Raw genomic sequence first — 26,388 nt, forward strand, 5'->3', positions numbered from 1 at the left:
TACTTCTTAAAGTCTTTTTTTTAAGCTTAGCAGCTCAGTATCTTAGCAACTCAGCATCTTAAAAAAAATGAAAGCATCCTATCAAAAGTATTTATTAGAGTTTAAACGTCCGTCAGGAACTTCAAGAGGGATTATGACCGAGAAAGAAACTTGGTTTATAATTCTGGAAGAAAATGGCAAAAAAGGAATAGGAGAGTGCGGTATACTTCGTGGCTTAAGTGCAGATGACCGTGAGGACTACGAAGAAAAACTAAAATGGACTTGCGATAACATTCATTTAGGAGAAACGGAAATTTGGTATACCTTATTAGAATTTCCTTCTATTCAATTTGGCTTAGAAATGGCTTTCTTGTCTCTTAAAAGCGAAAACCCACACATTTTATTTCCTTCAGATTTTACAAAAAATACGGCTTCAATTCCTATAAACGGATTAGTCTGGATGGGTGAAGCTGCTTTTATGAAACAGCAAATAGAAGAGAAATTGGCCGACGGTTTTAACTGCATAAAACTTAAAATTGGCGCTATTGATTTCAATAAAGAATTAGAATTATTGCAATATATTAGAAGCCATTTTTCTGCAGAAGAAATAGAAATCAGAGTAGATGCTAATGGTGCTTTTTCTTCAATAGAGGCTTTAAATAAATTGAATCAATTAAATCAATTTCAGCTTCATAGCATAGAACAACCAATTAAAAAAGGCCATATTTCAGAAATGGCAGAATTGTGCAAACAAACTCCATTTCCAATTGCGTTGGATGAAGAGCTTATTGGAGTGTTTTCATTTGAAGAAAAAGAAAAATTGCTTCAAGAAATTCAACCCCAATACATCATTTTAAAACCAAGCTTTATCGGCGGTTTCCGTGGTACTCAGGAATGGATTACTCTAGCAGAAAAAAATAATATTGGCTGGTGGATTACTTCGGCATTAGAAAGCAATATCGGATTGAATGCTATTGCACAATGGACCTTTACTTTAAATTCAGATATGCCACAAGGTTTAGGAACCGGAGCATTATATACTAATAATATAGATTGCCCACTTGAAGTAAAAAATGGAAAACTTTGGTACAATTCTTCTAAGAATTGGGAAAGGTTCAAAGGTACAGAGTGACAAAGGTAAAATCTCTGAACCTTTGAAACTGTGTACCTTTGAACCTATTTTTTACTCTTTTCCTCCCAAAAGATTTTCTTGCCATTCTTTCAAATCCTGCCATTTGCCTTGATAAGCCAAGAGTGCTTGTTTTGCCCATGTGCTCGGATTATGCATGGCGTAATTTTCTCCGCCAGCATCAAGAATAGACTGCATTTTTTCGGTAGAAGCTTGTGAAAGCTCGTACCAGGTATTGATTCCTGAGGCATTAAACAGCGCTTCTATTTTAGGACCAATTCCTTCTACAATTTTTAAATCATTTTCTTTAATTTTCTTGCCTAAGACATTTGCCGCCAAACCAGCATCAAAAACAATGTCTGCAGGTGCAGTTGCAAAAGATTGTACCGAAGCTTTGGTTTTTGCCGCCAAATCTGCTTCTAGTGTAGCGATTTTTGCATTTAAGTTTCGTGTATTCGCTTTACAGGCATCTAAATCAGCTTGAAGCGATGCTGAAAGCGAATCATCATTTTTAGAATTCATTTTTCCTAGTAAATAACCTAAGATTCCACAAATTAAGCCTATTAGAATAGGTATTAAGATACAAGGTATATTCATGATCGTATATTTTTATGTTATTTAATGGTAATTACAGTTCTTCTGTTTGAAGCTTTTCCTTCTGAAGTATTATTATCGCCAATAGGCTCGTCAGGACCTTTAGATTGTGTTTCAATTCTCGCATTATCGATTCCGTTTTTAGAGAGATAATTTTTTGAGAAATCGGCTCTTTTTTGTCCTAAAACAATATTTGAATCGCGATTACCAACATTATCAGAATGCCCGATCACTACAATCACCGCATCTTTTACGTTCTCGGCATATTTGGCGATGTCAGTAACTTTTTGCTTCTCAATATCGCTTAATTTCTCGCTAGATTTGTTGGTGTTGAAGTGGAGAATTAACGGATCAGCATTTATTTTTGCTTTTAATGCGCTCCACTCATCATTTGATGTTGCAGTAGAATCTATTGCTTCAAATAAATATTCTGCAGGCCCAAGAAGTGTGTCGCCACTCATTTTCCACTTATCTATAATGGTGCCTTTAGTAGAAAACTGATTTTCTAACAATCCTTTTGAAACAAAATAATTCTTAACATCATTGGCCCTCGCCAGACCTAGATTTTCAAAAGTAGTAGAATTTGTTTCGTCCGAAGTCGCGTAACCAGTTATTGTAATTTTCTGTTTCGGATTTGCTTCTAAGAATTTCTTTAAGTTATCGATGCCAGTTGTGACCGAGTCGCTTACAGGCATAATAAGCTTTGCACTGTTTTTAAGGAACTTCAAATTATCATTTGTCTGATAATTAAGTCCGGGACCATTTAATACAAACGGAACAAAATTGGGCTCTGTGACAGTAGGAGTAACTGTTTTTGGAGTAATGTCCGTTGTTGTTTTTTCGCAGCAATTGCAGCAAAATTTCAGATATAAAAAAGTACCCAAAATGATGGTTATTGCAATGCCTAACAGGTAAAGTGCTTTTTTAGACATATATTTCGGATTAAGATTCTATCAAATTTAATTAAAATAATAATCATAACACATTAATAATCAGTTATTTTAATGTTTATACATTAAAGTGAAGCAAAAAAAATGACTTGTTTTTCGATTTTTATACGTTCAAAGACTTGATTAAAATGAGTAACTTGCATAAAAAATAATCTACAGTTAAAATGGTCGAAATAGAAAGAAAGTTTCTTGTGAAATCCAATGATTTCAAGAGTCAAGCTTTTACTCAGAATAATATTGCCCAGGGTTATTTGAGTTCTGCTCCTGAGCGTACAGTTCGGATTAGGATTAAAGGGCACAAAGGCTTTATAACCATAAAAGGAATAAGCCATAGCGGTGGTATGTCTCGTTTTGAATGGGAAAATGAAATTCCGTTAGATGAAGCACAAGAGCTATTGAAATTATGCGAAAAGGGCAAAATTGAAAAAACACGTTACGAAATAAAATCTGGAGAGCATATCTTTGAAGTAGATGAGTTTTATGGAGAAAATGAAGGTTTGGTAATGGCTGAAATCGAGTTAAATTCTGAAAATGAAACTTTTGAAAAGCCAGAATGGTTGGGCGAAGAAGTAACAAATGACGAAAGATATTACAATGCTTACTTAAGCAAAAATCCATTTAAAGATTGGCAAAAATAAAATGACAGAATCAAAATACGACCTTATTATTGTGGGGGGCGGACCAATTGGTCTGGCTTGTGCGATAGAAGCTGAAAAGAAAAAACTTAAATATTTAATTATAGAAAAAGGTGCGATCGTTAATAGCATTTTCAACTATCCACTTTACATGACCTTTTTTTCTACAGCAGAAAGATTAGAAATTGGCGAGATTCCGTTTAATTGTTTGGCACCAAAACCAGGACGTCAGGAAGCTTTGGAATATTACAGAAATATTCATCGCTATTTTAAATTCAATATCAATTTATTTGAAAAGGTTCTGAGTGTTGAAAAACAAAACGCAATTTTTAAGATTACAACAGACAAACGAAATTATGAAGCTCAAAACGTGGTAATTGCAACTGGCTTTTATGATATTCCGATTGAAATGAATGTTTTAGGTGAAGCTTTACCCAAAGTACGCCATTATTATAAAGAAGCGCACGAATATGCTTTTAGAAAAGTTTTGGTTGTAGGCGCTAATAATTCGTCTGTAGATGCGTCTTTAGAATGCTGGAGAAAAGGATCAGAGGTTACCATGGTAATTCGTAAAAACGAAATTAATAGCCGTGTAAAATATTGGGTTAAACCCGATATTGAAAACCGAATTGCAGAAGGAAGTATTAAAGCTTATTTTGAATCTAATATCACCGAAATTAGAGAAAATGAAGTAGAAATTGAAACTCCAAACGGAAAAGTTACAATTGAAAATGATTTCGTTCTAGCTTTAACGGGTTATAAGCCAGATCTTACTTTTCTAGAAAAAATGGGTATTAAACTTTCTGAAGATGAATTAAAAATTCCAGTTTATAATCCTGAAACCATGGAAACTAATGTAGAAGGTTTATTCCTTGCTGGTGTAGTTTGCGGCGGAATGCAGACGCATAAGTGGTTTATAGAAAACTCGAGAGTTCATGCTAATCTGATTGTAGATTATATAAGCTCAAAGTAAAAGTAAGGCACGAATTACACAAATTCACACCAATTTTATCCGTTTAATTTTTATTCTTAAAGTATAGAAATTGGTGTGAATTTGTGTAATTCGTGGCAAAAAACTTTTATGAACTACAAGATAACATAGAGCATCCCACCTTAGTTCTTGCCCAATCTGGACGTTTGGCAAACCATTTTTCAGATTCAGGCTGTTCATCATATGGATTTTTCAAAAGCTGAAATAATTCATCAACCAAAGAGTAATCGTCTTTATCTGCAGCATCTATGGCTAATTGAGCCATATAATTTCGAAGTACATATTTCGGATTAATTTGATTCATTTTTAAAGCCCTTTCTTCATCTGAAAGTTCTTCTGCGTTTAATCTTTTCAAATAAACCGTAAACCATTTTTGCCAAGCATCGAGAATGTTTTCTTTTATTTCTTCTGAAATATAAAAAGCGTATTCTATTTTTTCGAATGCTTGTTCTACAGAATCTTCTTTTTTAATTTTACTCAGATTTCTAAAAAAGATAGTCATATCGGTTTCTGATAACTGCAAAATTTCCTCTAAACCTTTAATAATTTTATTATCAGATTCACTTGAAGTAAAGATACCTAATTTGCTTAAAAACATTGTTTTGTAATCATTTTCAAACTCTGTCATAAATGAATCTAAGATCTTTTCTAAAGGTGCCGCTTCATTAACCAAAGGATAAAGCGAATTAGCCAATTGAAACAAATTCCATTGAGCTACCTGAGGCTGATTTCCGAAACGATATCTTCTATTTTGGCTGTCGGTTGTATTTGGCGTCCAGTCTGGATCATAATTTTCAAGCCATCCGTATGGGCCATAATCGATTGTGATTCCGTGAATCGACATATTGTCGGTATTCATTACACCATGTACAAATCCGACACGTTGCCAATGCAGAATCATTTCGCGAGTTGTATCGGCAACTTTTTGAAAGAATTGTAAATATTGTTCTTTGGGTTCGCCCTTTATTTCAGGAAAATAGTGTTGAATAGTATATTCTACAAACTGTTTCAAATTTTTCAACTCATTTCGAGCCGTTAGCATTTCAAAGCTTCCGAAACGAATAAATGAAGGAGCAACACGACAAACAATTGCACCTTTTTCATAAGCAGGATTTCCGTTATACAAAATATCCCTTAAAACTTGATCTCCAGAAAGAGCAAGAGAAAGCGATCGAGTAGTAGGAACACCCAAATAGTGCATTGCTTCGGCGCATAGATACTCTCTTATAGAAGAACGTAAAACAGCCAATCCATCTGCAGTTCTAGAATAGGGAGTTTTTCCAGCTCCTTTTAATTGCAGAGTATAAAACTGATTGTTGTTTTCTACTTCCATCAGATTGATTGCACGACCGTCGCCTAATTGTCCTGCCCAGTTTCCAAATTGATGTCCTGCGTAGCACATTGCATAAGGATGTGATTCTGGAAGAATTTCTTTTCCAGAAAAAACATTTAAAAATTCCTCTGATTGAATTTCATCTTTAGAAATACCAACCAATTCAGCAACTTCTTGAGAAGCATGAATCAATTTTGGATTGGAAGGTTTTACTGGATTTACGTACGAAAACAGCGTGTCTTTAACCTGACGAATTTCATTTGTCAAATCTGGATCTGCTGGTAATTCGGCAGTAAAACGATTTTTTATTTTAAGATTTTTCATTTTGTTGATTTTCTTTTTGCCACAGATTATACAGAATAGAAGGATTTTTTTGTTTGCCACGAATTGCACAAATTTCCACTAATTTTTAGGCTTAGTTTAAATAAGATTCGTGCGAATTCGTGTAATTCGTGGCAAATGGATAATACAGAAAATCTTTTTTAATCTGTGTAATCTGTGGCTAGAACTAAATTTAGCTGATTAACCTATCAGCATACATTTTTTTAAGTTTTTGAATTTTTGGATCAATTACAACTTGGCAATATCCAGCTTCTTGATTTTCATTATAATAGTTCTGGTGATAATCTTCGGCTTCGTAAAAAACTTCAAAAGGCTTTAATTGGGTTACAATTGGATCTGGATATGCAGGCTGAACTTCTTCAAATACTTTTTCTGCAATTTCTTTTTGTTCGTCATTATGATATAGAATGATAGAACGATATTGCGTTCCGCTATCGCCACCTTGACGATTTAAAGTTGTTGGATCATGACTTGTCATGAATATGAAAATTAAGTCATGATATGAAATTATGTCAGGGTTGAAAGTTACTTGAATCACTTCAGCATGTCCTGTTCTACCCGTGCATACTTCGCGATAAGCAGGATTCTTTATAAATCCGTCTGAATAACCCGATTTTATAGATTCTACACCTTTTATACGCTGAATTACAGCCTCAATACACCAAAAACATCCGCCACCAAAGGTAGCAACTGATAAATTTCCCATAAATAATGCTTTCTTTAAATTTAATGCCTATTAATTCGATAGGATATTATGATAATTTATTAAAAAAAAGTTCTTTTAACTAAAAATACCAAACGGTAACGTAGTGTTTGAAGTTTAGTATTGATAAATTCGCAATTTTGTAAAAAAACTATATATTTGCAGTCAAACACAAGGCACAACTAATGAATAGCAAAAATAGTACCATGACCCTGGAAACTTATTTTCAGGAATTTAGACAAAATATTGTCGGTATAAACCAAGAATTTACGTCACCTTATGGCAGAAAATCAATAATTTACACCGATTGGACTGCCAGCGGAAGATTATATCGCCCTATTGAAGAAAAATTATTGAATCAATTTGGGCCATTTGTTGCCAATACACATACAGAAACGACTGTTTCTGGTACTGCCATGACAAAAGCGTATCATCATGCTAGACATATTATTAAGCGTCATGCTAATGCCAATCATGATGATGTGTTAATTACGGATGGAACTGGAATGACGGGAGTTATCAATAAGTTCCAACGTATTTTGGGATTGAAAATTCCTGAAAACTTGAAAGGTTTTACCAATGTTCCTGCTGAGAAAAAGCCAATTGTCTTTATTTCGCATATGGAGCACCATTCTAACCAGACTTCTTGGTTGGAGACTATTGCAGATGTAGAAATTATTCCTTCTTGCGAGAAAGGGCTTTTCAATTTAGAAAATCTTGAAGTTTTATTAGAAAAATATAAAGATAGAACGATAAAAATCGCTTCTATTACAGCATGTTCGAATGTTACTGGATTAAGAACTCCTTTTCACGAAGCGGCAAAATTGATGCATCAGTACAATGGTGTTTGTTTTGTTGATTTTGCTTGTTCTGGACCTTATGTAGAAATTGACATGCATCCTGCTGATCCAGAAGCCTATTTAGATGCTGTTTTTATGTCTCCACATAAATTCTTAGGAGGGCCAGGAACTTCTGGGGTTTTAATTTTCAATAAGAAATTATACAATAATATGATTCCTGATTGCCCTGGAGGAGGAACGGTAAGTTGGACAAATCCTTGGGGTGAGCATAAATACATCGATAATATTGAAGATCGCGAAGATGGTGGAACACCTGGTTTTCTACAAGTTATTAAAATCGCGCTTGCCATTGAATTGAAAGAAGAAATGGGGATTGAAAACATCATGGAGCGTGAGCACGAAATTGTTGATTATGTTTTCTCTCAATTAGATTCTGTCGAAAATATCAAAATTTTAGCAGGGCAACACAAAGAACGTCTGGGGGTCATTTCATTCTTTATTGATGATCTTCACTTTAATTTGGGTGTTAAAATTTTGAATGATCGTTTCGGAATTCAGACTAGAGGAGGATGCAGCTGTGCGGGAACTTACGGTCATTATTTATTACATGTTGATCAAGAAACTTCTAATAAGCTGGTTAATGAAATTACGATTGGTGATTTAATTAAAAAGCCGGGATGGATTAGAATGTCGATTCACCCAACGACTACAGATGAGGAAATTGCTTTTGTTTGTGAAAGTATAAAAGAGTTGGCAGCAAATCATAAAACTTGGGCATTGGATTATTCTTATGATAAAATGCGTAACGAGTTTATTCATAAAGATGCAACTTCGTTTGAAGATGAACTAGTTGAAAGTTGGTTTAAATCTTAGATTTTTATTTAACCGCAAAGTTCGCGAAAGTTTTTTCTATAAAAATATTTTTAAAGAACGCAAAGTTTAGTAAACCCGACAGGTTTTTGAAACCTGTCGGGTTTGTCAATTTTACGTATAACCTTTGTCAAAGTTTGAAACTTTGACAAAGGTCTTCTAAGGCAATTAATTTTGTTATTTCTTATGAAAACACAAATTTTTCTGCTTCTTAAAAATTACATAATCAATCGTACACCACCAAGATCGGCTACACGGTAAGAGAATTTGTTTCCTGGAGAACCGATAAACATAAAGTTTTTTGGGATTTTCCATTTTTCAGAAAGCTCGTCGATTATTTCGGGACCAAATGTGCCTTCAATTTCGATGTATTCTATATCTAGTCCGCCGTAAGCGCGATCTAAAACTTCGAGATCTTTTTTAAGTGCTTCGTTGTCTACAGGATCTTTTTTGACATGAACAATTTTTAATTTCTTTGTAGTTTCGTTGTCTTCAACGTATTGCAAGACTTTGTTCAAGATTGTAATGTCATCTCCTTTTGTAAAGAAAACAAACTCTTGAGAGTTAATTTCGGAACTTAGTTTTTCAAGATAACGATTACTCAGAATAACCATTTTACGCAGTGGCTGATAGAAATATTCTAAAGCTTCTATTAATAGACGTATTAAGATAACACGATTGAGCATAATTCCAATAAAGAGTAAGGCTGGAATCATATATTGCAAAAAGGTATAAAACGAATTGATGTTGAGGAGCATGTTTCCAAAAAAAGCAGCTATTACAGAAACTACCGCAATTACGACCGCAATACCTCGCGCACGTTCTGGTCTTGGCAGTTTTCTGCGTTTGTATTTTAAAAGCAGATTTCCGATTCCGAAAAGAGCCATAACAGCTAAAAATGAAAAAGTATAAACTCCAGCAAGAGATTCCAAATGCCCGTTTGTCGCAAAAAGAACAGAAATACAAAGAATTAGAAAACTTAAAACAATTCTATAATGAGAACCTCTTTTGTTTTGTTTTAGAAAATAATTAGGAAGAATTCGGTCTAATGTCATTCGGTTTAAAAGCCCTGAAACCCCCACAAATGAGGTTAAAACAGCTCCGCACAGCACCATAACAGCATCTATAGAGATAAGCCATGCTAACCAAGATCCACCTGTTGTTTCTCCTAAATGCGCTAAAAGTGATTCTTTATTTTCTCCAACTTCTGTTAGCGGAATTACGCTGATTAACAAAATAGCAATTACGGGATTGAAGAAACTTACAATTCCCCACATGTTTCGAAGTGTTTTAGGAAAAACACCGTGTTCTTGTTCTTCAACAAAATTGGCCGAACTCTCAAAACCTGAGATGCCCAACATGGCTGCCGAAAAACCAAGAAAAAGAGCCGTTTGTATGCTTCCTGATGAAATAGGTGTTTGCCAATTGATGTGAAAAGTATCTAATCCGTGAGTTAGGACAAACCAAACTGATGCTAAAACCAGCAAAGTCAAAGTCCCTATATGTGTCATGAAAATAATGACGGCCACAAATGCCGATTCTCCAATTCCTAAAATGGCTAATCCCGTAAACAAAATTAAAACGACTACTGTTGCAATGGTTACATTTAGACCTTCAAAGATTCCGTGCAAATAATGCATTCCTTCAGAAGCTGAAATTACGGCAGTTGCCATATAGGATAAAACCGTTAAAGTCGCTGCTAAAGAAGCCAGACGTTTGGTCGAAGTGTTTAATAAAACATTGTAAGCACCACCATTTAAGGGAATTGCTCCAACAACTTCAGCGTAAATTTTACGGAAAAGAAATAATACAACAGCAACAATTAGAAGTGAAATCCAAGCATATTGACCTGCATATAAAATGGTTAACGCTGAAACATATAAGCAAGAAGAGCTAATGTCGTTTCCGCAAATTGCAGTTGCCTGTAATTCATTTAATTTTTTGTGTACGATTTCTTTCATTAGTATCTAAAATTTACACTTTTAGTAAAATTAAGTAACAAAAAAATTAGAATCGGGCGTGAGGCAAATAGTGATATCTAGTTGTAACGTATTGTTTTATTTGGCATTCTGAAATTGTTTCAGTGCTGATAAGGCTTGCGATTGAACTTTCTTCTGAAAAAATCCTGTCCAACCTAATAAATAGCCCGTAATGCCAAAAGCTTGTTTTGACCATTTCCACACATCAAAACTATCGGTGTGTTTGATAATTAATCCGTCTTGAAAAATAAAATGGGCAGAGATTTTATTGACAACTTTTCTATTTGTTTTGCTAAAATTATAGGTAGCGGTCCAATTTGCTGAACCAGTCGAATCATCGGCAGTTACGTTTGAAAATTCGATTTTTAAATTGCCTTTACTTTTTAGAAGTAACATTTCCCACATTTTAGAAACCTGTTCTTCTTTTAATAATCCAAAAGCTGGATCTATAAAATGAACTTTCGGATGATAGCATTCACTCATCGTTTTAGCATCTGCATTTGCGAAAGCAGTATAGAATTTTGCAATTAAAGCCTCATTTGCATTCATAAAAATATATTTATGTTAAATATAAGGTTTATTAAATTAAAAAATCATTACAAAACACTAATTTCTTTTGCTGTATCAAATGTTTTTTTTGTTTTATCAAATGCTGTTGAGAAATACTTCACTTTGCTGTAAGCAGTAAAATGTCCCGTTAGATTCCCTGAAATATCTGGCCCTCCAGCAATTATAAACCGTATCGCATAAATATCGGTCTTTTTAAGTTTCAGCCATTCTGCGGGAGTAAAATAATAGTAGGCAGTTGTTTTTCCGTCAGCAGATTCTTTTACGTTTTTATCTGTACACGCAATTACATCTGCATTGGTTAAATCGACATAAACGCCACCAGCAATTTTTGCTTTGTCACTTGCTGTTGAAACAGTTAGTTTTAAAATGCCTCCTTTTTCCGTCTTAGCTATTTGAACGTTAATTTCGCCAGAGTAAGCATATTTTTCGCAAATAAAAGTGTATTCTTGTGTTGCTGGATAGGGAGCTGAACCTTTTACACTCATTGTTTGCTGTGCCGAAGCAAAAGTTGAAATAAAAAATAATAGGAGTAGTGACAGTTTAAAATTCATATATATGGTATTTATTGTTCGGCTAATTTGGCATCAAATTTCTCATCCCAATCCATAGATTTTATGGCAGAAATAAGATTATCTTCATTTACAAAAATGCGTAATTCTTTATTGGCCACTTTTTTAGTGTACAAGGCATGATAGCGGTAAATGACTTCTTGTTTGGTTTTGTAAACTCCATCCAATTTTAAATCTATAAAACTTCCGTAATATTGTCTAAATCTTTGGCAGGTCTTTGTTAAACGCTCTTCTGTAGTGTTTTCCATAACCGATTTAGTAACTTCAGTTTCATTAAAAGGTTTAAATTTTGAAGTGTTACAAGTTTCTAAAACTCTCTTTCCTAAATCATACGCTTTTCGCTGCTGATTTGCATTTACTTCTTCTCCAGAAACTTTTTTAATTTTTAAATCTTCTGTATCTCTACTTACTGTTTTCGACTTACATCCAATTAACAATAACAAACATATAATCAATCCTGCTTTCTTCATAACTATTTAAGTAATTTTTAATAATAAGTTAGGATCGGGACAATTTTCGATATAAAAGTTTAGGTCATTTGTATTGCAGACGCCTGGATAGTCTCCCCAATAATCGCCAATATTATGGATAATCTGAAAATGTACATGAGGGGCGTAATCTCCATTTACTGAGGCATTTCCTAAAGTCGCAATCTTTTCGCCTTTCTTAAATTGGTCTCCGATATTTAAATTTTCTATACTTTCTAACGATAAATGTCCGTATAAAGTATAAAATTTCTCATTTTCTACTTCATGTTCCAATATAATAGTCGGTCCATAGTCTCCTAGGCCAATATTGTTTTTAAAACTATGAACAACTCCGTCAAGGGCAGCAAGAACAGCTGTTCCAGCTTCGGCCCATAAATCTAATCCTATGTGAATATTACGTTCGGGTTTGGATACATCTAAAAAAATAGGACTTCTTTGATATAAAAATCTTCCTTCTATATAACCGCCAAATGCAACTTTAGCGTTGTTTTCTTTTAAAAATTTTGAAATGTATTTTTCAAAATCTTCTGAGGTATCCAATTTTTGACTTACTAATTCCTCATTAGAAACCGATAAATTTAACGGCGTGTATTCTGAAATATTAATTGAGGCATCAATAACTTTAGTAGGTGGCTGGGCATTTAAGATTGAGGTAAGGGGCTTCATAAAACTAGGCAACTTTATTTATAATTATTAATTCATTATGTACTTCTATTCGGGGTAACATTTTGGTTTGAAACAATTTCGGATTAACTTCTGTCACATACTTTCTATTTCGAACATTATGCGCTTCGTCTAATATCATGGTGTTGAATAAAACAAAGCCAGCATCTTTTAAAATCGTGCAGATTCTATCTACAAAAAACTTCTCAAACAAAAAGTAAGGCATATGTGTATCTTCAAAAATATCAATTATTATGAGATCGTATTTCTCTTTTGTTTTTAAAACAAATTCAAATGCATCATCAATAACCACTTCCAACTGTTTAATTTGATTAAGATTAAAATACTGATTTGCAATCTCAATCATATCGGGATCTATTTCTACCCCAGTTATTTTTTCTTTATATTCGATCTCATTTACTAATGTTTTAACTACGCTTCCACCAGCAACACCTAATAATAAGATGTGTTCCATTTCTAGAATTTTATCATAACCAATATTTCGAAGTCCGTACCTTAATATACGCTGTAGACTTCCGTACGAATAATTGGTGTTTTCAGTGTCCAATACTAATTCTCCATTTGCCCAGGTAACTTCGATCATTTTACTTCGGGTCGATTTTTTCTTAAATATTTTTATTGGAATTAAGTAACTGAAAAATTTTCGAATCATTTTTTATGCTTTTACTCAAATTTACCATTAAATCTTTTATTTTGCACGAAATATTATATCTTTAATGAAAAAACTATTATATAAATTCGTCTTTTTTAAGCTAATGGGCTGGAAAATAGTAGGAATCGAAAATGCAGAAGTTAAAAAATGTATACTCATGGTGATGCCTCATACGAGTAATCACGATTTTTATATCGGACTTTTTACTCGAGGCATCTCTGGACTACAGATGAATTGGGTAGGAAAGAAAGAATTGTTTCGTTTTCCGTTCGGTTATTATTTTAGAAATGTTGGAGGAGAGCCTTTAGATCGTTCCGGCGGATTAAATAAAGTAGATTCTATTGCTGCAATTTTTGACAGAAAAGAAATCTTTCGTTTAGCTGTTGCTCCAGAAGGAACTAGAAAAAAAGTAAAAGAAATTAAAACAGGATTTTATTTTATCGCTCTTAAAGCGAATGTTCCAATTGTTCCCGTAGCTTTTGATTGGGGCAAAAAAGAAGTAAATCTGGGCAAGCCATTTTATCCAACTGGAAATTATGAAGCCGATTTTGAAATCTTAAAAAAACACTATGAAGGAGTTTTGGGGAAAATTCCTGAAAATGGAGTCAAATTGTAATTTCTGAGAATTTTTTCAAACGCGCGAGAATTGCATATTTGAAAATTTTCTGGACTAAGAATCAAATACGCGCTAATTTTTATATTATGGAGAATAGGCTTTAAAAGTTCCATTTTTGTAGAATAAGACTATTTTTTCAATTTCATCATCTTCAAAATTAATATTTACATTTTTTGAAGGTGATACTTTTTTTATTTCGCTCTTTTCTTCTTCATTTTTTTCAATGGAAGAAAACAAATCTGTACCTATATTTTCATTGGATGAAATTGGAGTAGGAGATTCTGGAATTTCTAAATTTTCGTCATGGTTTTTAGGAAAACTTCCTTTCCCAACTAAAATCCAATACAGATCAACATCAGGGAAAACCTCCAGAATTTTCATTACAAAATCTAAACTTGGCTTGTTTCTACCAGATAAAAGATGAGACATACTAGAACGTTGCACACCAATTTTATCTGCAAAGGTAGAAGCATTTAAACCATAATAATCTAATATGGTTTCGAGTCTTTTTACAAAATCATCTATGTTTACCATTGTGAATTAATGTTTTAAATTGTTCTATTTACAAATGTAAACAAAAAGAAAGAACACTCCAATCTTGTTGTTTCATTTTTAATAGGACTTTAGTTTTATGTTAAATATAAAATTTATGTAAAGCTTTATAATTAACTGAAATTAATATATTTATGAATCTTAAATGAATTAAACAGCTCTATTAAAACAAGTTAAAGCGTAAATGGATAAATACTTTATAAAACTGTTTACAAATCTAAATTATTAAATTTTTCTTTTGTTTACAATTGTAAAAATAAAGATATTTACTTTTGTAAACTAATCAAAATACAATGAATTTAGAACAGCTTTTTACGCAATACAAAGAAAAGTCAATATCTGGACGATATCTTACTTTAGATCATATAAAACCTCTTTTAGATAAGTTAAATACAAATGGCCAAGTGGAGATTATTGGTACATCTGTTTTAGGCGAACCTATATATAGTTACCAAATCGGAACAGGAAAGTTACGTGTTTATTTATGGTCTCAAATGCATGGTAACGAAAGCACAACAACTAAATCTTTATTTGATTTCATTAATTTATTAAATGGCGATACTGATTTTGCTAAGCAAATGCTGGAGACTTTTACTTTCTACTGTATTCCGATACTTAATCCTGATGGAGCGAGACTTTATACACGAGCAAATGCAAATGAAGTAGATTTAAATCGTGATTCTCAAAACCTGACACAACCAGAAAGCAAAGTTCTACGCGAAGTATTTGAAAAATTTAAACCTGATTTCTGTTTTAACCTACATGACCAGCGAACAATCTTTGGAGCAGGAACGACAGGAAAACCAGCAACAGTTTCTTTTCTAGCTCCTTCTTATAATGAAGAAAGAGAAGTAAACGATAATAGATTGAAAGCGATCAATATTATTGCAGGAATCAATGAAGAACTTCAAAAATACATTCCCGGACAGGTTGGCCGATTTGATGACTCATTCAATATTAATTGTATAGGAGACACTTTTCAATTTTTAGGTGTTCCTACTATCTTATTTGAGGCTGGCCACTTTCCAGAAGATTACGAGCGAGAAATTACTAGGAAATTCATATTTTTCTCGTTAATTTTAAGCTTCAAGCTGATATCCGAAAACGATTTAGTTGACAATAGATTTTCCGAATATTTGAATATTTCACAAAATAACGTGGTTTTTTATGATTTTATGTATAAAAATGTCAAAATAAATTATGATGGTATCGAAATTATTACGAATTTTGTCGCACAATACAAAGAGGAATTAATCGAAAATAAGATTCATTTTAATGCTTACATAGTAGAAGTAGGTGAGCTGGAAAATTATTTTGGTCATTACGAATACGACGCAAAAGGCGCAGAATATTCGGACGATTTCCAAAATTTTCCAAAAACGGGTCAGAAAGCAAATTTTTATTTAAATAAAAATGTTAAATTTGTTAACGGATTAATAAAAAGTTAATTTTTATGTGAATTTGTTGTTTTTTATATATAATTTTATACTTTGTAATAGCAATTAGTAATATTAATTAAACAATTATGAGTAAATTTCGTTTAGATGAAGTAGATCACCAGATTTTAGATATGTTAATAGACAATACGAGAGTTCCGTTTACTGACATTGCAAAAAAACTATTGATATCTGCTGGTACAGTACACGTTAGAGTTAAAAAGATGGAAGATGCCGGTATCATCATGGGGTCTTCATTAGCCTTGGATTACGATAAATTAGGTTATTCATTTATTGCTTATGTAGGGGTTTTTCTAAATAATACATCTCAGACTAAATTTGTATTAGAGAGAATCAATCAAATTCCATTCGTAACTGTAGCTTCTGTAACTACAGGAAAATTCAACATCTTTTGTAAAATTAGAGCAAAAGATACTAAGCACGCGAAAGAAGTTATCTTTATGATTGACGATATTGATGGTGTTTACAGAACAGAAACAATGATTTCATTAGAGGAAAGTATAAACGATAAGAAGCGTTTGATGCATACTATTTTCAAAAATATGTAATAACTTTTCTTGAATGCTATATTAAAATATAACCTCAAGTTTATTCTTGGGGTTTTTTTATGACTAATTAACCAACCAACTATAACACGATTATGTATACGTTGCCAAAAATTGAGCGTTTTAATCAAGACGTTCTCTCAAAATACCACATTTATAATAGTGTTTTCATAACATTACCTTTTGACTCTATAGATAACACAGGGGTTTTACTTCCTTTATTTACAGAGACTTGCGAAACGGGCTTTAAAAAACAAGAAACACCAAAAGAAATCGTAGATTTCTTTTCTAATAAATTTTTAAACAATACTTCTGAAGACGAAAAAATCGATCTTATGTTTCGATTTATTCAATATATAGAACGTCAGATTGTATTGTTTGATGCCATTGAAGATGCTGCTTTTCCAGAAGTTAATAATATGGAAGGGCGTGGATCTCTTCGTGATATTAAGGAGAAATCTGATGCTAAAGAGAAAGATGACGAATTGGTAGAGTTTCTAGAAAACTTTAACGTTCGTACAGTTTTAACAGCGCATCCTACTCAGTTTTATCCAGGACCCGTTTTAGGAATTATAAATGACTTGACAGAAGCTATTCGTCAAAATGATTTGCTTCAAATTAAACAATTACTTGCTCAATTAGGAAAAACGCCTTTCATTCAGAAAGAAAAACCAAATCCTTATGATGAAGCAGTAAGCTTAATTTGGTACCTAGAAAATGTATTTTATGCTACTGCAGGAGAAATTGTACATTATTTGCAGAAAAACATTTTAAACGGAAATCCGATTCATAATCAATTAGTAAAACTTGGTTTCTGGCCAGGGGGTGATCGTGACGGAAATCCTTTTGTTACTACAGATATTACACTTAAAGTTGCAGATCGTTTGCGCACCTCAATTTTAAAGTGCTATTATGTAGAAATGAGAAACTTAAAACGCAAGCTAACTTTCTCAGGTGTAGATGATTTAGTAGCAGAACTTGAACATAAGCTTTACCGTTCTGTATTCTATTCTAAAGGAGATATCTTTATTACTTTAGAAGAATTATTGACACAATTAAACAAAATTCGAACTATAATTATAGAGAAACATCAATCTTTATATTTGGATGAATTAGATGCTTTTCTAGTAAAAATTAATTTGTTCGGATTCCATTTTGCGACTTTAGATATTCGTCAGAATAGTAAAATTCATAATGCCGTTTTCAAAGATGTGGTAGATTACTATTTGAATTCTGGTTCAGATGTTTTTCCTAAGAATTATTTCGAATTGACAGAAGATCAAAAAATTGATGTTCTTTCTAAAGTAAAAGGAAATCTAAATCCTGTTGATTTCGAAAATGAAATTACAAGATATACTTTAGAATCGGTGCAAGCCATTAAAACCATTCAGCAAAATAATGGTGAAGAAGGAGCAAACCGTTACATTATCAGTAATAACGAAAGCGCGCTGAATGTGATGGAAACATTTGCCATGATTCGTTTGAATAACTGGGAAAAACCAACAGTTGATATTATTCCGCTTTTCGAATCAGTAGACGATTTGCAAAATGCACATGCTATTATGGAACAGTTGTATACCAATCCAGAATATGCTAAACATTTGAAATCTAGAGGAAACAAACAGACCATTATGCTTGGATTCTCTGACGGAACTAAAGATGGCGGCTATTTAATGGCAAACTGGAGTATTTATCAAGCTAAAATTTCGCTGACTAAAATTTCTAGAGAATACGGAATTAAAGCTATTTTCTTTGACGGACGTGGTGGACCTCCAGCTCGTGGCGGTGGAAAAACACATAAATTCTACGCTTCTTTAGGTCCAAAAATTGAAAACAACGAGATTCAAATTACAGTTCAAGGTCAGACTATTAGCTCTAATTTTGGAACTTTAGATTCTTGCCGTTACAATATCGAAAACTTATTGAGTGCCGGTGTTACAAATCAAGTATTTAGTAAAGAGAAAAATGAACTAACAGCTGATGAAACTCAAATTTTAACGGATTTGGCTAATTTAGGTTATGAGAAATATTTAAGTTTCAAAAACCATCCAAAGTTTATTCCGTATTTAGAAAAAATGAGTACGCTTAAATATTATTCTAAGACTAATATCGGAAGCCGTCCTTCAAAAAGAAGTAAATCTGAATCTTTAGATTTTGCCGATTTAAGAGCAATTCCGTTTGTAGGTTCATGGAGTCAATTAAAGCAAAACGTTCCTGGGTTTTTTGGAGTAGGTTCGGCATTAAAACATTTTGAAGAATCTGGTCAATGGAACAAAGTAAGCGATTTATATCACAATTCATTGTTTTTCAAAACTTTGCTTGAAAACAGTATGATGTCATTAGCAAAATCATTCTTGCCTTTGACAGCTTACATGAAAAATGATCCTGAGTTTGGCGAATTCTGGCAGATTATTTACGATGAGTTCTCAGAAACAAAACGTCTTTTGTTGAAAATTGCTGATCATAAAACATTAATGGAAAATTATCCTGATGGTATTGCTTCTATTCAAATAAGAGAGCGTATTGTTTTGCCTTTATTGACAATTCAGCAATATGCTTTATTGAGAATCAATGAGCTAAACAAAGAACAAACTCCTGATGAAGAGTTGATTAAAGTTTATGAGAAAATCGTAACGAGATCACTATTCGGAAATACGAATGCAAGTAGAAACTCAGCTTAAAAAAAATAAAAAATGAGAGCATCAGAATTATTGGAAAATGAATATTCAGGTCATTTTGAAACTTACATTAAAGCAGCCGGAGATGGTATTTTAATTGAAGAATTGGAAATTTCTCTTCACGAGTTCATTCGATTTGTTCAAAATATTCCAATGGATAAATTTGATTATCGCTACGCGGAAGGGAAGTGGACCATTAAAGATATTATTCAGCACGTAATAGATACGGAGAGAATTTTTGCATATCGTGCTTTGCGTTTTTCAAGAAACGACAAAACGCCTTTACCAAGCTTTGAGGAAAATGATTATGCAGACAATACAAATTCAAACAGCAGAAGTATTCAAGATCTGCTTACTGAATTTTCAGCGGTAAGACATTCGACTTTATTATTTTACAAAAGCTTATCCGAAGAACAGTTGAAGAGAATTGGAACTGCGTCTAACAATCCGATTTCTGTTCGTGCTTTAGGTTTTGTAATGATTGGACATCAAAAACACCATCAGAAAGTTTTTGAAGAGAGATATTTGTAAAATATACTTTGTATATAAAAAAAAAACTGTACTTGAAAAAGTACAGTTTTTTGCTTTTAGAAACGTGAGCTTCGACTTCGCTCAGCCTGGAATAGATAGTTTATTAATTGGTATGTCAGGCTGAGCGAAGTCGAAGCCTTTTTATGCTGTTTGATGCTTTCTCTCCAGGAACGCCAATCCAAATCGAATTTTGTCATAAGACATTTTTTCTTCAAAATAATCGAAGTAAGGTCTTAGTGCATTTGGATTTTCTAATTCAATCTGAGCTTTTTCAATTTGAAGAATTTCCTCTTCAGAAACAAATTGACTTAAATCTATATCATTTCCGTCAACGTATAATTTAGCCAAATGAGAAATGATTGTAGTTTCGCCGAGATTTCGTTGCTCAGCAATTCCCTTCACAGAAAGTCCGGCTTGAAATAATTCTAACGTTTTTTTATAAGTATTCTCTTTTTTCTCTTTTTTGACAACCGATTTATTTCGCTGAAATTCAATTATAACATTTATAAAATCGGTTCCGTATTTTTCTAGTTTAGCTTTACCGACACCTTCCACAGCAAGAAAATCTTCATCAGACATTGGTCTTAAAACTTCCATTTGTCTTAATGATGCGTCACTAAAGATAACATACGCGGGAACTTCTTCTTCTTGAGCGATTTCATAACGTAATTTTCTAAGCGTTTCAAAAAGAGAATTTTTAGCAGCTTTTGGTTTTGCTTCTTTGGCTTCGTTTTTATCAATTACTTTTTTGACAACTGTTGTCAGTTTTACTTTTTCTCCTTCAAACAAAACTTTCTTCGCAAAGGGAGTAAGCAAAATTTTATTGTGCTGATGAAAAGCAATTTCACAATATCCTAAATTGATAAGCTGAATAAGATATTGATTCCAATCGTACCAAGAAACATCAGCGCCAATTCCGTACGTTTTTAGCTCTTGATAATTTTTTTCGTAAATATACGCGTTTCTCGAGCCTCTCAAAAAATCAACAATTACAGCTAGAGACTCAGATTCTCTTAATCGCACAATTGCCGACAAAGCCTTTTGCGCGAGAATCGTCCCATCAAAAAAAGTTGGCGGATTTTTACAAATATCGCAGTTTCCGCAATTCTCAGTTACCAGTTCGCCAAAATAAGACAGCAGAATTTTTCTGCGACAGCTTACAGCATCGGCATATTGCTTCATACGATCTAACTTTGCAAGCTGAATATCAGAGTTCAATCCTTCCGATGCAAATTTCTGCAATTGAATTACATCGGCGTAACTTTCAAACAAAACGGTTTCAGCTGGCAAACCATCTCGGCCCGCACGCCCAATTTCTTGGTAATATCCTTCTATATTTTTTGGAAGATTGTAGTGAATGACCCAACGAACATTTGATTTGTCAATTCCCATTCCGAAAGCAATTGTAGCGCAAACTACTTGACAATCGTCATTAATAAATTGATCCTGAGTTTTGGCACGTGTTTCATTATCTAGGCCTGCATGATATGCTTTAGCTTCAATTCCGTTCTTTTTAAGTTTTTCAGCAAGTTCTTCTGTAGTTTTACGACTCAAGCAATAAATTATTCCAGATTCATTGGGTTTGCTTTCAATAAAATCAATGATTTGCTTAACGCGATCTAAAGCAGGACGAACTTCTAGACTCAAATTTGCTCTATCAAAAGAAGCGATAAACGTTTTTGGATTCTTAAGATTTAATTGCTTGGTTATATCTGTTCGTGTTGCTTTGTCAGCAGTCGCAGTTAAGGCCAAAATTGGAGTAGAAGGGAAACGACTTTTCAAATAACCCAAATTAGTATAAGCAGGTCTAAAGTCATGACCCCAAGACGAAATACAATGTGCTTCATCAATTGCTATTAAGCTAATGTTCAACTCATTGAAAGCCATATCCAAATAAGAAAGACTTTCAGGCGCGATATAAACTAACTTAAAATGATTTGTTTTTAAATTATCAATATAATATTGCTGCTCTTGAGAAGATTGGCTACTATTAATAAAACAAGCAGAAATTCCGTTGGTTTTTAAACTATCAACCTGATCTTTCATTAAAGCGATCAAAGGCGATATGACAACTGTTATTCCTGGTAGAATTAAAGCGGGAAGTTGAAAACATATTGATTTTCCACCTCCAGTGGGCATAATTGCCAAGGTATCTTGTCCTGACAAAATGGTATTAATTATGGTTTCTTGATTGGGTCTGAATCTTTCGAAACCAAAATTTTCTTTTAGTGTAGTATGTAGAATTTCTGAAGTCATAGGCATATATTTTTTATCCAAGATTTAAATGTAAAAATAATCCTATAAAAATAAAAATATAATTTGGTTTTGTTTGTTTCTTATTCATCATAAAAAAAAGGAACTCCCAATAGAGTTCCTTTATTTATTAAAAAGAAAATGAATTAATCTTCATCGTCTTCGTCTTCTTCATCATATTCAGTATCTGCTTTGTCATCTTCATCGTCATCATCGTCACCACTGTCAGTATCTGGCTTATCAAGATTATCATCATCTTCGTCATCGTCATTGCTAATATCATCATCAAGATCAATACCTTTAACTGGCGCAATTGCATCTACATCAACATCTAAATCATCATCTTCATCGTAGTTTTCAATTCTGTCAGCAAGTTTAGTACTAATTTTCACCAAGTAAATTGTGTCTTCAGTACGAACTTCTACAGCTTCAACCAATTCGTTTTTAGCATTTCTAAAACGGATAACATCCGAATCATCATAACCATCAGGAAATTTTTCAACCAAAAGGTTTAAAATTTCGTTGGTAAGTTTGGCGTAGTCTACTATAACTCTTTTCATAAATTATCTTATAAATCTAATAAGTATGCAAAAATTAACGGCGCAACGATTGTAGCATCCGATTCAATAATAAATTTTGGGGTTTTGATGTCTAATTTACCCCAAGTGATTTTTTCATTTGGAACTGCTCCAGAATAAGATCCATAACTAGTTGTTGAATCTGAAATTTGGCAGAAATAACTCCAAAATGGAACATCGTGCATTTCCATATCTTGGTATAGCATTGGCACTACACAGATAGGGAAGTCACCTGCGATACCACCACCGATTTGGAAGAATCCAATTCCGTTTGAACTGTTTTTAGAATACCAATCCGCAAGGAAAGTCATGTATTCAATTCCAGATTTCATAGTAGACGCTTTTAATTCTCCTTTAATTACGTATGAAGCAAAGATGTTCCCCATTGTACTATCTTCCCATCCTGGAACGATAATCGGCAAGTTTTTCTCTGCAGCTGCATACATCCAGCTATCTTTTAGATCAATTTCATAATATTCTTCTAAAACGCCAGACAATAACATTTTATACATAAATTCATGCGGGAAGTAACGCTCACCTTTGTCATCAGCGTCTTTCCAAATTTTGTAAATATGTTTTTGCAAACGACGGAAAGCTTCATGCTCAGGAATACAAGTGTCTGTAACACGGTTTAATCCTCTTTCTAATAAAGCCCATTCGTCTTCTGGTGTTAAATCGCGATAGTTAGGAACTCTCTCGTAGTGAGAATGAGCTACTAAATTCATGATATCTTCTTCTAAGTTTGCTCCAGTACATGAAATAATATGCACTTTGTCCTGTCTGATTACTTCGGCAAAAATTTTACCAATTTCTGCTGTACTCATTGCGCCAGCCATACTTACCAGCATTTTAGCACCATCAGCTAATTGCTGCTCATAAGCTTTTGCAGCATCTACTAATGAAGCAGAGTTAAAATGCAAATAATGTTTTTCAATAAACTGACTGATTGGTCCTTTCATTTTTTTTGTTTTTTTTTTTTTGAATTAAAAAGTTTTAACCTTTTTGGATGTTCATGCAAATTAAGAATTTTTTAAGAAAAATTATTACTTAATGTGCCGTTTTTTTTTACACCTTTTTTTTGTATCCTAAAATCTTTAAAACGTCGTCTGAAGTCTGTTGCTCTGAGAACACTTCGGTTGCCAGAATTCCATTTTCATCACGATCGATTAAAATATGTTTAGGTTGTGGAATCAAACAGTGGTGTAGACCTCCGTATCCTCCAATTGTTTCTTGATAAGCGCCAGTATTAAAGAATCCAATATACAAAGGCTTCTCTTTGTTATATTTAGGCAAATAAATGGCGTTCATGTTTTGCTCAGAATTGTAATAATCGTCACTATCACAAGTCAGACCTCCTAACAGAACCCGTTCGTAAGTATCATTCCAGCGATTTACTGCCAGCATAATAAAACGTTTGTTTATAGCCCAAGTATCTGGTAAAGTGGTAATGAAAGATGAGTCAATCATATTCCATTTTTCTCTATCATTTTGTTGTTTCTGATACAAAATCTGATAGATTGCACCACCGCTTTCGCCTACAGTAAACGATCCAAATTCCGTAAAAATATTTGGAACATCAACTTCGGCTTCATCACAAGCAATTTTAATCTGATTGATAATTTCATCAATCATGTATTGATAATCATATTCAAAGGCAAGTGAGTTTTTAATTGGAAAACCACCACCAATGTTCAAACCATCTAGAGTAGGGCACTCTTTTTTAAGAGCAATGTATACTTTAATACATTTTACAAGCTCATTCCAGTAATATGATGTATCGTTAATTCCAGTATTGATAAAAAAGTGAAGCATTTTAAGCTCTAATTTATCATTTTCCTGGATTTGTTTTTTATAGAAAGAAACAATGTTTTTGTAACCAATACCTAATCTAGAAGTATAAAACTCAAATTTAGGCTCTTCTTCGGCAGCAATACGGATTCCGATTTTGAATTTTCCTTTAATTTCTGCCTGTAGCAAATCTAACTCCTCGTAATTATCAATAATCGGAATAGTGTTTTTATGTCCGTTGTTGATTAATCTTGCAATGTTAGCAATATATTCATCTCTTTTAAAACCGTTACAAATTACATAAGTGCTTTTGTTGATTTTTCCATTTTCTAATAAATTCTCCACAATATTCACGTCAAATGCAGATGAAGTTTCGATGTGAATGTTATTCTTGAAAGCTTCATTCATAATGTATTCAAAATGAGAGCTTTTTGTACAATAACAATAGTAATATTTTGCTTCGTATTTATTCTTTTCCATTGATTTTCTGAACCAAGCTTTTGCTTTGTTGATATTTTCAGAAATCTGAGGCAGATAAGTAAACTTTAATGGTGTGCCATATTGCTCAACCAATTTCATCAAATCGATGTTGTGAAACAATAGGTTGTCTTTGTTTAGTTTGAATTCCTCTTGTGGAAAGTAGTATGTTTGATTTATTAGATCAGAATATTTTGTATTCATTTATTTGTCAATGTTTAGAGATTGTAATTTTACTTAATGTTAGGCTTTCTGGGGCTTAATCTTAAATTCAAACTCTAATATTGGCAAATATAATTGGCAGTTTTTCATGCTCAGCTTTAGTACATTGGAAAACATCAAAACAAAACGGGCTTTTACTATTATAGAAACGGTTCAACATTCTTAATAAAGAACTATTGAGTCTGTTTCTGTAAGAGCTAAAGTGCCTTTGCTGATTCTTTGTTTTCATGGGGCAAATGTAAAAAATAATATATACCAAATGCAATGCTTTTGATTAAAAAAAGTTTAAGATTTATAATCCTCAAACGCTTCTAGAATCAATTTATTTTCAACGGATTGGTTAATTTTTATTTTTCCGATTCCTTCAATCAATGCAAATTGAATTAAACCGTATTCATTTTTTTTGTCATGAATTAGCAATTCTAAGATCGGATCGATATCTTTTTCTTCAAAAATTACATCGTCATAAATGTCTTTAATCACTGCTTTAATCTCTCTATATTCTTCTGCAGAAATTAATCCTTTTTGAAGAGAAATATAACTTTCCAAAATCATTCCAACCGCAATGGCTTCTCCATGTAGTAAAGTGATTTTTTCTTCACTTTCTAGAAAATATCCTTCAATGGCGTGTCCTAACGTATGTCCGAAATTTAAAGCTTTACGGATGTTTTTCTCAGTTGGATCCTGAATTACGATTTCATTCTTGATTTCAACCGAGCGATAAATCAATTGATCTAATTCATCAAAAACAATTGATTTCAAATCTGAAAATTGTCTCCAGTACGGCGCATCATATATTAACCCGTGTTTTAGCATTTCTGCCAAACCAGAACGCATTTCGCTTTGTGGTAGTGTTTCTAAATATTGCGTATCAATTAAAACCATTTGAGGCACGTTGATAACGCCAATCTGATTTTTAAGATTTCCTAAGTCAACACCAGTTTTTCCTCCAACAGAAGCATCAACCATAGATAATAATGTAGTAGGGATATTAATGAAATTTACACCTCTTTTAAAAGTAGAAGCAACAAAACCACCTAAGTCTGTAACAACGCCACCTCCCAAATTAATAACTAGCGATTTTCTATCAGCACCAAGTTCTGTTAATATATTCCATATCTCGATACAAGTCTCAATGTTTTTATTGGCTTCACCAGCTTCAAATTCAATGATTTCGATCGCTAAATCTGTCTCTAATAAAGGAATAAATTTTGGCAAACAATGTTCATTAGTCTGATCATCTACGATTATAAATATGTTAGAATATTTATTCTCTCTCAAATGTTTATTTAAAGCTTCGTAAGCATTCTCATTAAAATGTACGAGATAATTATTGGCTTGAATAGATTGCATAATTCTTTTGTTAATTGAAAGCGCAAAATAAGGCATTTTTAACGTAATAATATTCAAACTTCTGGGCTAA

25 protein-coding genes are annotated in these 26,388 nt (G+C 33.0%); 9 read left to right on the forward strand and 16 right to left on the reverse strand.

What is annotated here, in order from left to right; translation table 11 throughout:
* Positions 1-67 precede the first annotated feature (67 nt).
* Positions 68-1,111: an o-succinylbenzoate synthase gene (locus BSF41_RS19545; protein WP_095931182.1), complete on the forward strand. Its 1,044-nt coding sequence runs from the start codon at positions 68-70 to the stop codon at positions 1,109-1,111.
* A gap of 51 nt (positions 1,112-1,162) precedes the next feature.
* Here BSF41_RS19545 and BSF41_RS19550 read toward each other — a convergent pair whose 3' ends face one another.
* Together BSF41_RS19550 and BSF41_RS19555 are read right to left on the reverse strand one after the other, a co-directional pair.
* The gene (locus BSF41_RS19550) at positions 1,163-1,705 is read right to left on the reverse strand and encodes a hypothetical protein (RefSeq protein WP_095931183.1); all 543 of its coding nucleotides are present in this window, start codon (positions 1,703-1,705) and stop codon (positions 1,163-1,165) included.
* A gap of 17 nt (positions 1,706-1,722) precedes the next feature.
* Positions 1,723-2,634 carry an OmpA family protein gene (locus BSF41_RS19555; RefSeq protein WP_095931184.1) on the reverse strand — a complete coding sequence of 304 codons (912 nt, stop codon included), beginning with the start codon at positions 2,632-2,634 and terminating at the stop codon, positions 1,723-1,725.
* Positions 2,635-2,816: 182 nt separating this feature from the next.
* Here BSF41_RS19555 and BSF41_RS19560 point away from each other — a divergent pair, with 182 nt between their 5' ends.
* Positions 2,817-3,290: a CYTH domain-containing protein gene (locus BSF41_RS19560; protein WP_095931185.1), complete on the forward strand. Its 474-nt coding sequence runs from the start codon at positions 2,817-2,819 to the stop codon at positions 3,288-3,290.
* A gap of 1 nt (position 3,291) precedes the next feature.
* On the forward strand, positions 3,292-4,260 hold the full coding sequence (locus BSF41_RS19565; RefSeq protein WP_095931186.1) for a YpdA family putative bacillithiol disulfide reductase: 969 nt from the start codon (positions 3,292-3,294) through the stop codon (positions 4,258-4,260).
* 106 nt (positions 4,261-4,366) lie between these two features.
* On the opposite strand, the gene BSF41_RS19570 is transcribed toward BSF41_RS19565, so the two are convergent.
* The gene (locus BSF41_RS19570) at positions 4,367-5,935 is read right to left on the reverse strand and encodes a YdiU family protein (protein ID WP_095931187.1); all 1,569 of its coding nucleotides are present in this window, start codon (positions 5,933-5,935) and stop codon (positions 4,367-4,369) included.
* Between the two features lie 190 nt (positions 5,936-6,125).
* Positions 6,126-6,659: a peptide-methionine (S)-S-oxide reductase MsrA gene (gene msrA, locus BSF41_RS19575; RefSeq protein ID WP_095931188.1), complete on the reverse strand. Its 534-nt coding sequence runs from the start codon at positions 6,657-6,659 to the stop codon at positions 6,126-6,128.
* 182 nt (positions 6,660-6,841) lie between these two features.
* Between msrA and BSF41_RS19580 the strand changes: the two genes are divergently transcribed.
* Positions 6,842-8,329 (forward strand): aminotransferase class V-fold PLP-dependent enzyme, encoded by a 1,488-nt coding sequence (locus BSF41_RS19580; RefSeq protein ID WP_095931189.1) that lies wholly within the window; start codon positions 6,842-6,844, stop codon positions 8,327-8,329.
* A gap of 215 nt (positions 8,330-8,544) precedes the next feature.
* Here BSF41_RS19580 and BSF41_RS19585 read toward each other — a convergent pair whose 3' ends face one another.
* The 6 genes from BSF41_RS19585 to BSF41_RS19610 form a co-directional block, all read right to left on the reverse strand.
* Complete coding sequence (locus BSF41_RS19585) at positions 8,545-10,287, reverse strand: APC family permease (protein ID WP_095931190.1); 1,743 nt, start codon at positions 10,285-10,287, stop codon at positions 8,545-8,547.
* Positions 10,288-10,383: 96 nt separating this feature from the next.
* Complete coding sequence (locus BSF41_RS19590) at positions 10,384-10,854, reverse strand: nuclear transport factor 2 family protein (RefSeq protein WP_095931191.1); 471 nt, start codon at positions 10,852-10,854, stop codon at positions 10,384-10,386.
* 47 nt (positions 10,855-10,901) lie between these two features.
* Positions 10,902-11,426 carry a hypothetical protein gene (locus BSF41_RS19595; protein WP_095931192.1) on the reverse strand — a complete coding sequence of 175 codons (525 nt, stop codon included), beginning with the start codon at positions 11,424-11,426 and terminating at the stop codon, positions 10,902-10,904.
* Positions 11,427-11,437: 11 nt separating this feature from the next.
* Entirely contained in the window at positions 11,438-11,914 is a 477-nt protein-coding gene (locus BSF41_RS19600) for a hypothetical protein (protein ID WP_095931193.1), read from the reverse strand.
* A 6-nt stretch (positions 11,915-11,920) separates the two neighbouring features.
* The gene (locus BSF41_RS19605) at positions 11,921-12,598 is read right to left on the reverse strand and encodes a peptidoglycan DD-metalloendopeptidase family protein (RefSeq protein WP_095931194.1); all 678 of its coding nucleotides are present in this window, start codon (positions 12,596-12,598) and stop codon (positions 11,921-11,923) included.
* A 4-nt stretch (positions 12,599-12,602) separates the two neighbouring features.
* Positions 12,603-13,268 carry a spermidine synthase gene (locus BSF41_RS19610; protein WP_095931195.1) on the reverse strand — a complete coding sequence of 222 codons (666 nt, stop codon included), beginning with the start codon at positions 13,266-13,268 and terminating at the stop codon, positions 12,603-12,605.
* 64 nt (positions 13,269-13,332) lie between these two features.
* Between BSF41_RS19610 and BSF41_RS19615 the strand changes: the two genes are divergently transcribed.
* Positions 13,333-13,884, forward strand: a complete 552-nt coding sequence (locus BSF41_RS19615) for a 1-acyl-sn-glycerol-3-phosphate acyltransferase (protein WP_095931196.1) — start codon at positions 13,333-13,335, stop codon at positions 13,882-13,884.
* 84 nt (positions 13,885-13,968) lie between these two features.
* Here BSF41_RS19615 and BSF41_RS19620 read toward each other — a convergent pair whose 3' ends face one another.
* The gene (locus BSF41_RS19620; RefSeq protein ID WP_095931197.1) at positions 13,969-14,418 is read right to left on the reverse strand and encodes a helix-turn-helix transcriptional regulator; all 450 of its coding nucleotides are present in this window, start codon (positions 14,416-14,418) and stop codon (positions 13,969-13,971) included.
* A 311-nt stretch (positions 14,419-14,729) separates the two neighbouring features.
* Here BSF41_RS19620 and BSF41_RS19625 point away from each other — a divergent pair, with 311 nt between their 5' ends.
* The 4 genes from BSF41_RS19625 (at position 14,730) to BSF41_RS19640 (ending at position 19,647) form a co-directional block, all read left to right on the forward strand.
* A complete protein-coding gene (locus BSF41_RS19625; protein ID WP_095931198.1) occupies positions 14,730-15,884 on the forward strand; it encodes a M14 metallopeptidase family protein in 1,155 nt (384 codons plus the stop codon).
* A 77-nt stretch (positions 15,885-15,961) separates the two neighbouring features.
* Positions 15,962-16,441 carry an Lrp/AsnC family transcriptional regulator gene (locus BSF41_RS19630; RefSeq protein WP_008468989.1) on the forward strand — a complete coding sequence of 160 codons (480 nt, stop codon included), beginning with the start codon at positions 15,962-15,964 and terminating at the stop codon, positions 16,439-16,441.
* Positions 16,442-16,533: 92 nt separating this feature from the next.
* A complete protein-coding gene (locus tag BSF41_RS19635) occupies positions 16,534-19,119 on the forward strand; it encodes a phosphoenolpyruvate carboxylase (RefSeq protein WP_095931199.1) in 2,586 nt (861 codons plus the stop codon).
* A 12-nt stretch (positions 19,120-19,131) separates the two neighbouring features.
* On the forward strand, positions 19,132-19,647 hold the full coding sequence (locus BSF41_RS19640) for a DinB family protein (RefSeq protein WP_095931200.1): 516 nt from the start codon (positions 19,132-19,134) through the stop codon (positions 19,645-19,647).
* A 141-nt stretch (positions 19,648-19,788) separates the two neighbouring features.
* Here the strand turns inward: BSF41_RS19640 and recQ are convergent, their stop codons facing one another.
* The 5 genes from recQ to aroB form a co-directional block, all read right to left on the reverse strand.
* Positions 19,789-21,903 carry a DNA helicase RecQ gene (recQ, locus tag BSF41_RS19645; protein ID WP_095931201.1) on the reverse strand — a complete coding sequence of 705 codons (2,115 nt, stop codon included), beginning with the start codon at positions 21,901-21,903 and terminating at the stop codon, positions 19,789-19,791.
* Positions 21,904-22,046: 143 nt separating this feature from the next.
* Entirely contained in the window at positions 22,047-22,460 is a 414-nt protein-coding gene (locus BSF41_RS23820; RefSeq protein ID WP_172426943.1) for a DNA primase, read from the reverse strand.
* Positions 22,461-22,468: 8 nt separating this feature from the next.
* Positions 22,469-23,437 carry a deoxyhypusine synthase family protein gene (locus BSF41_RS19655; protein WP_095931202.1) on the reverse strand — a complete coding sequence of 323 codons (969 nt, stop codon included), beginning with the start codon at positions 23,435-23,437 and terminating at the stop codon, positions 22,469-22,471.
* Positions 23,438-23,543: 106 nt separating this feature from the next.
* Positions 23,544-24,947 (reverse strand): arginine decarboxylase, encoded by a 1,404-nt coding sequence (locus BSF41_RS19660; RefSeq protein WP_095931203.1) that lies wholly within the window; start codon positions 24,945-24,947, stop codon positions 23,544-23,546.
* 303 nt (positions 24,948-25,250) lie between these two features.
* A complete protein-coding gene (aroB, locus tag BSF41_RS19665) occupies positions 25,251-26,318 on the reverse strand; it encodes a 3-dehydroquinate synthase (protein WP_095931243.1) in 1,068 nt (355 codons plus the stop codon).
* Between the last annotated feature and the right edge of the window lie 70 nt (positions 26,319-26,388).

The sequence above is a fragment of the Flavobacterium sp. ACN2 genome, from assembly GCF_002303885.1.
Lineage (GTDB): Bacteria > Bacteroidota > Bacteroidia > Flavobacteriales > Flavobacteriaceae > Flavobacterium.

Bases quoted from the DNA above. Each gene is read 5' to 3' on its own strand.
- BSF41_RS19605 (WP_095931194.1), bottom strand. From the start codon at position 12,598: ATGAAGCCCCTTACCTCAATCTTAAATGCCCAGCCACCTACTAAAGTT.
- BSF41_RS19610 (WP_095931195.1), bottom strand. From the start codon at position 13,268: ATGATTCGAAAATTTTTCAGTTACTTAATTCCAATAAAAATATTTAAG.
- BSF41_RS19640 (WP_095931200.1), top strand. From the start codon at position 19,132: ATGAGAGCATCAGAATTATTGGAAAATGAATATTCAGGTCATTTTGAA.
- BSF41_RS19615 (WP_095931196.1), top strand. From the start codon at position 13,333: ATGAAAAAACTATTATATAAATTCGTCTTTTTTAAGCTAATGGGCTGG.
- BSF41_RS23820 (WP_172426943.1), bottom strand. From the start codon at position 22,460: ATGAAAAGAGTTATAGTAGACTACGCCAAACTTACCAACGAAATTTTA.
- BSF41_RS19595 (WP_095931192.1), bottom strand. From the start codon at position 11,426: ATGAATTTTAAACTGTCACTACTCCTATTATTTTTTATTTCAACTTTT.
- BSF41_RS19565 (WP_095931186.1), top strand. From the start codon at position 3,292: ATGACAGAATCAAAATACGACCTTATTATTGTGGGGGGCGGACCAATT.
- BSF41_RS19555 (WP_095931184.1), bottom strand. From the start codon at position 2,634: ATGTCTAAAAAAGCACTTTACCTGTTAGGCATTGCAATAACCATCATT.
- msrA (WP_095931188.1), bottom strand. From the start codon at position 6,659: ATGGGAAATTTATCAGTTGCTACCTTTGGTGGCGGATGTTTTTGGTGT.
- BSF41_RS19585 (WP_095931190.1), bottom strand. From the start codon at position 10,287: ATGAAAGAAATCGTACACAAAAAATTAAATGAATTACAGGCAACTGCA.
- BSF41_RS19570 (WP_095931187.1), bottom strand. From the start codon at position 5,935: ATGAAAAATCTTAAAATAAAAAATCGTTTTACTGCCGAATTACCAGCA.
- BSF41_RS19630 (WP_008468989.1), top strand. From the start codon at position 15,962: ATGAGTAAATTTCGTTTAGATGAAGTAGATCACCAGATTTTAGATATG.
- BSF41_RS19590 (WP_095931191.1), bottom strand. From the start codon at position 10,854: ATGAATGCAAATGAGGCTTTAATTGCAAAATTCTATACTGCTTTCGCA.
- BSF41_RS19550 (WP_095931183.1), bottom strand. From the start codon at position 1,705: ATGAATATACCTTGTATCTTAATACCTATTCTAATAGGCTTAATTTGT.
- BSF41_RS19620 (WP_095931197.1), bottom strand. From the start codon at position 14,418: ATGGTAAACATAGATGATTTTGTAAAAAGACTCGAAACCATATTAGAT.
- BSF41_RS19655 (WP_095931202.1), bottom strand. From the start codon at position 23,437: ATGAAAGGACCAATCAGTCAGTTTATTGAAAAACATTATTTGCATTTT.
- BSF41_RS19660 (WP_095931203.1), bottom strand. From the start codon at position 24,947: ATGAATACAAAATATTCTGATCTAATAAATCAAACATACTACTTTCCA.
- BSF41_RS19600 (WP_095931193.1), bottom strand. From the start codon at position 11,914: ATGAAGAAAGCAGGATTGATTATATGTTTGTTATTGTTAATTGGATGT.
- BSF41_RS19560 (WP_095931185.1), top strand. From the start codon at position 2,817: ATGGTCGAAATAGAAAGAAAGTTTCTTGTGAAATCCAATGATTTCAAG.
- BSF41_RS19580 (WP_095931189.1), top strand. From the start codon at position 6,842: ATGAATAGCAAAAATAGTACCATGACCCTGGAAACTTATTTTCAGGAA.
- BSF41_RS19635 (WP_095931199.1), top strand. From the start codon at position 16,534: ATGTATACGTTGCCAAAAATTGAGCGTTTTAATCAAGACGTTCTCTCA.
- BSF41_RS19625 (WP_095931198.1), top strand. From the start codon at position 14,730: ATGAATTTAGAACAGCTTTTTACGCAATACAAAGAAAAGTCAATATCT.
- BSF41_RS19545 (WP_095931182.1), top strand. From the start codon at position 68: ATGAAAGCATCCTATCAAAAGTATTTATTAGAGTTTAAACGTCCGTCA.
- recQ (WP_095931201.1), bottom strand. From the start codon at position 21,903: ATGACTTCAGAAATTCTACATACTACACTAAAAGAAAATTTTGGTTTC.
- aroB (WP_095931243.1), bottom strand. From the start codon at position 26,318: ATGCAATCTATTCAAGCCAATAATTATCTCGTACATTTTAATGAGAAT.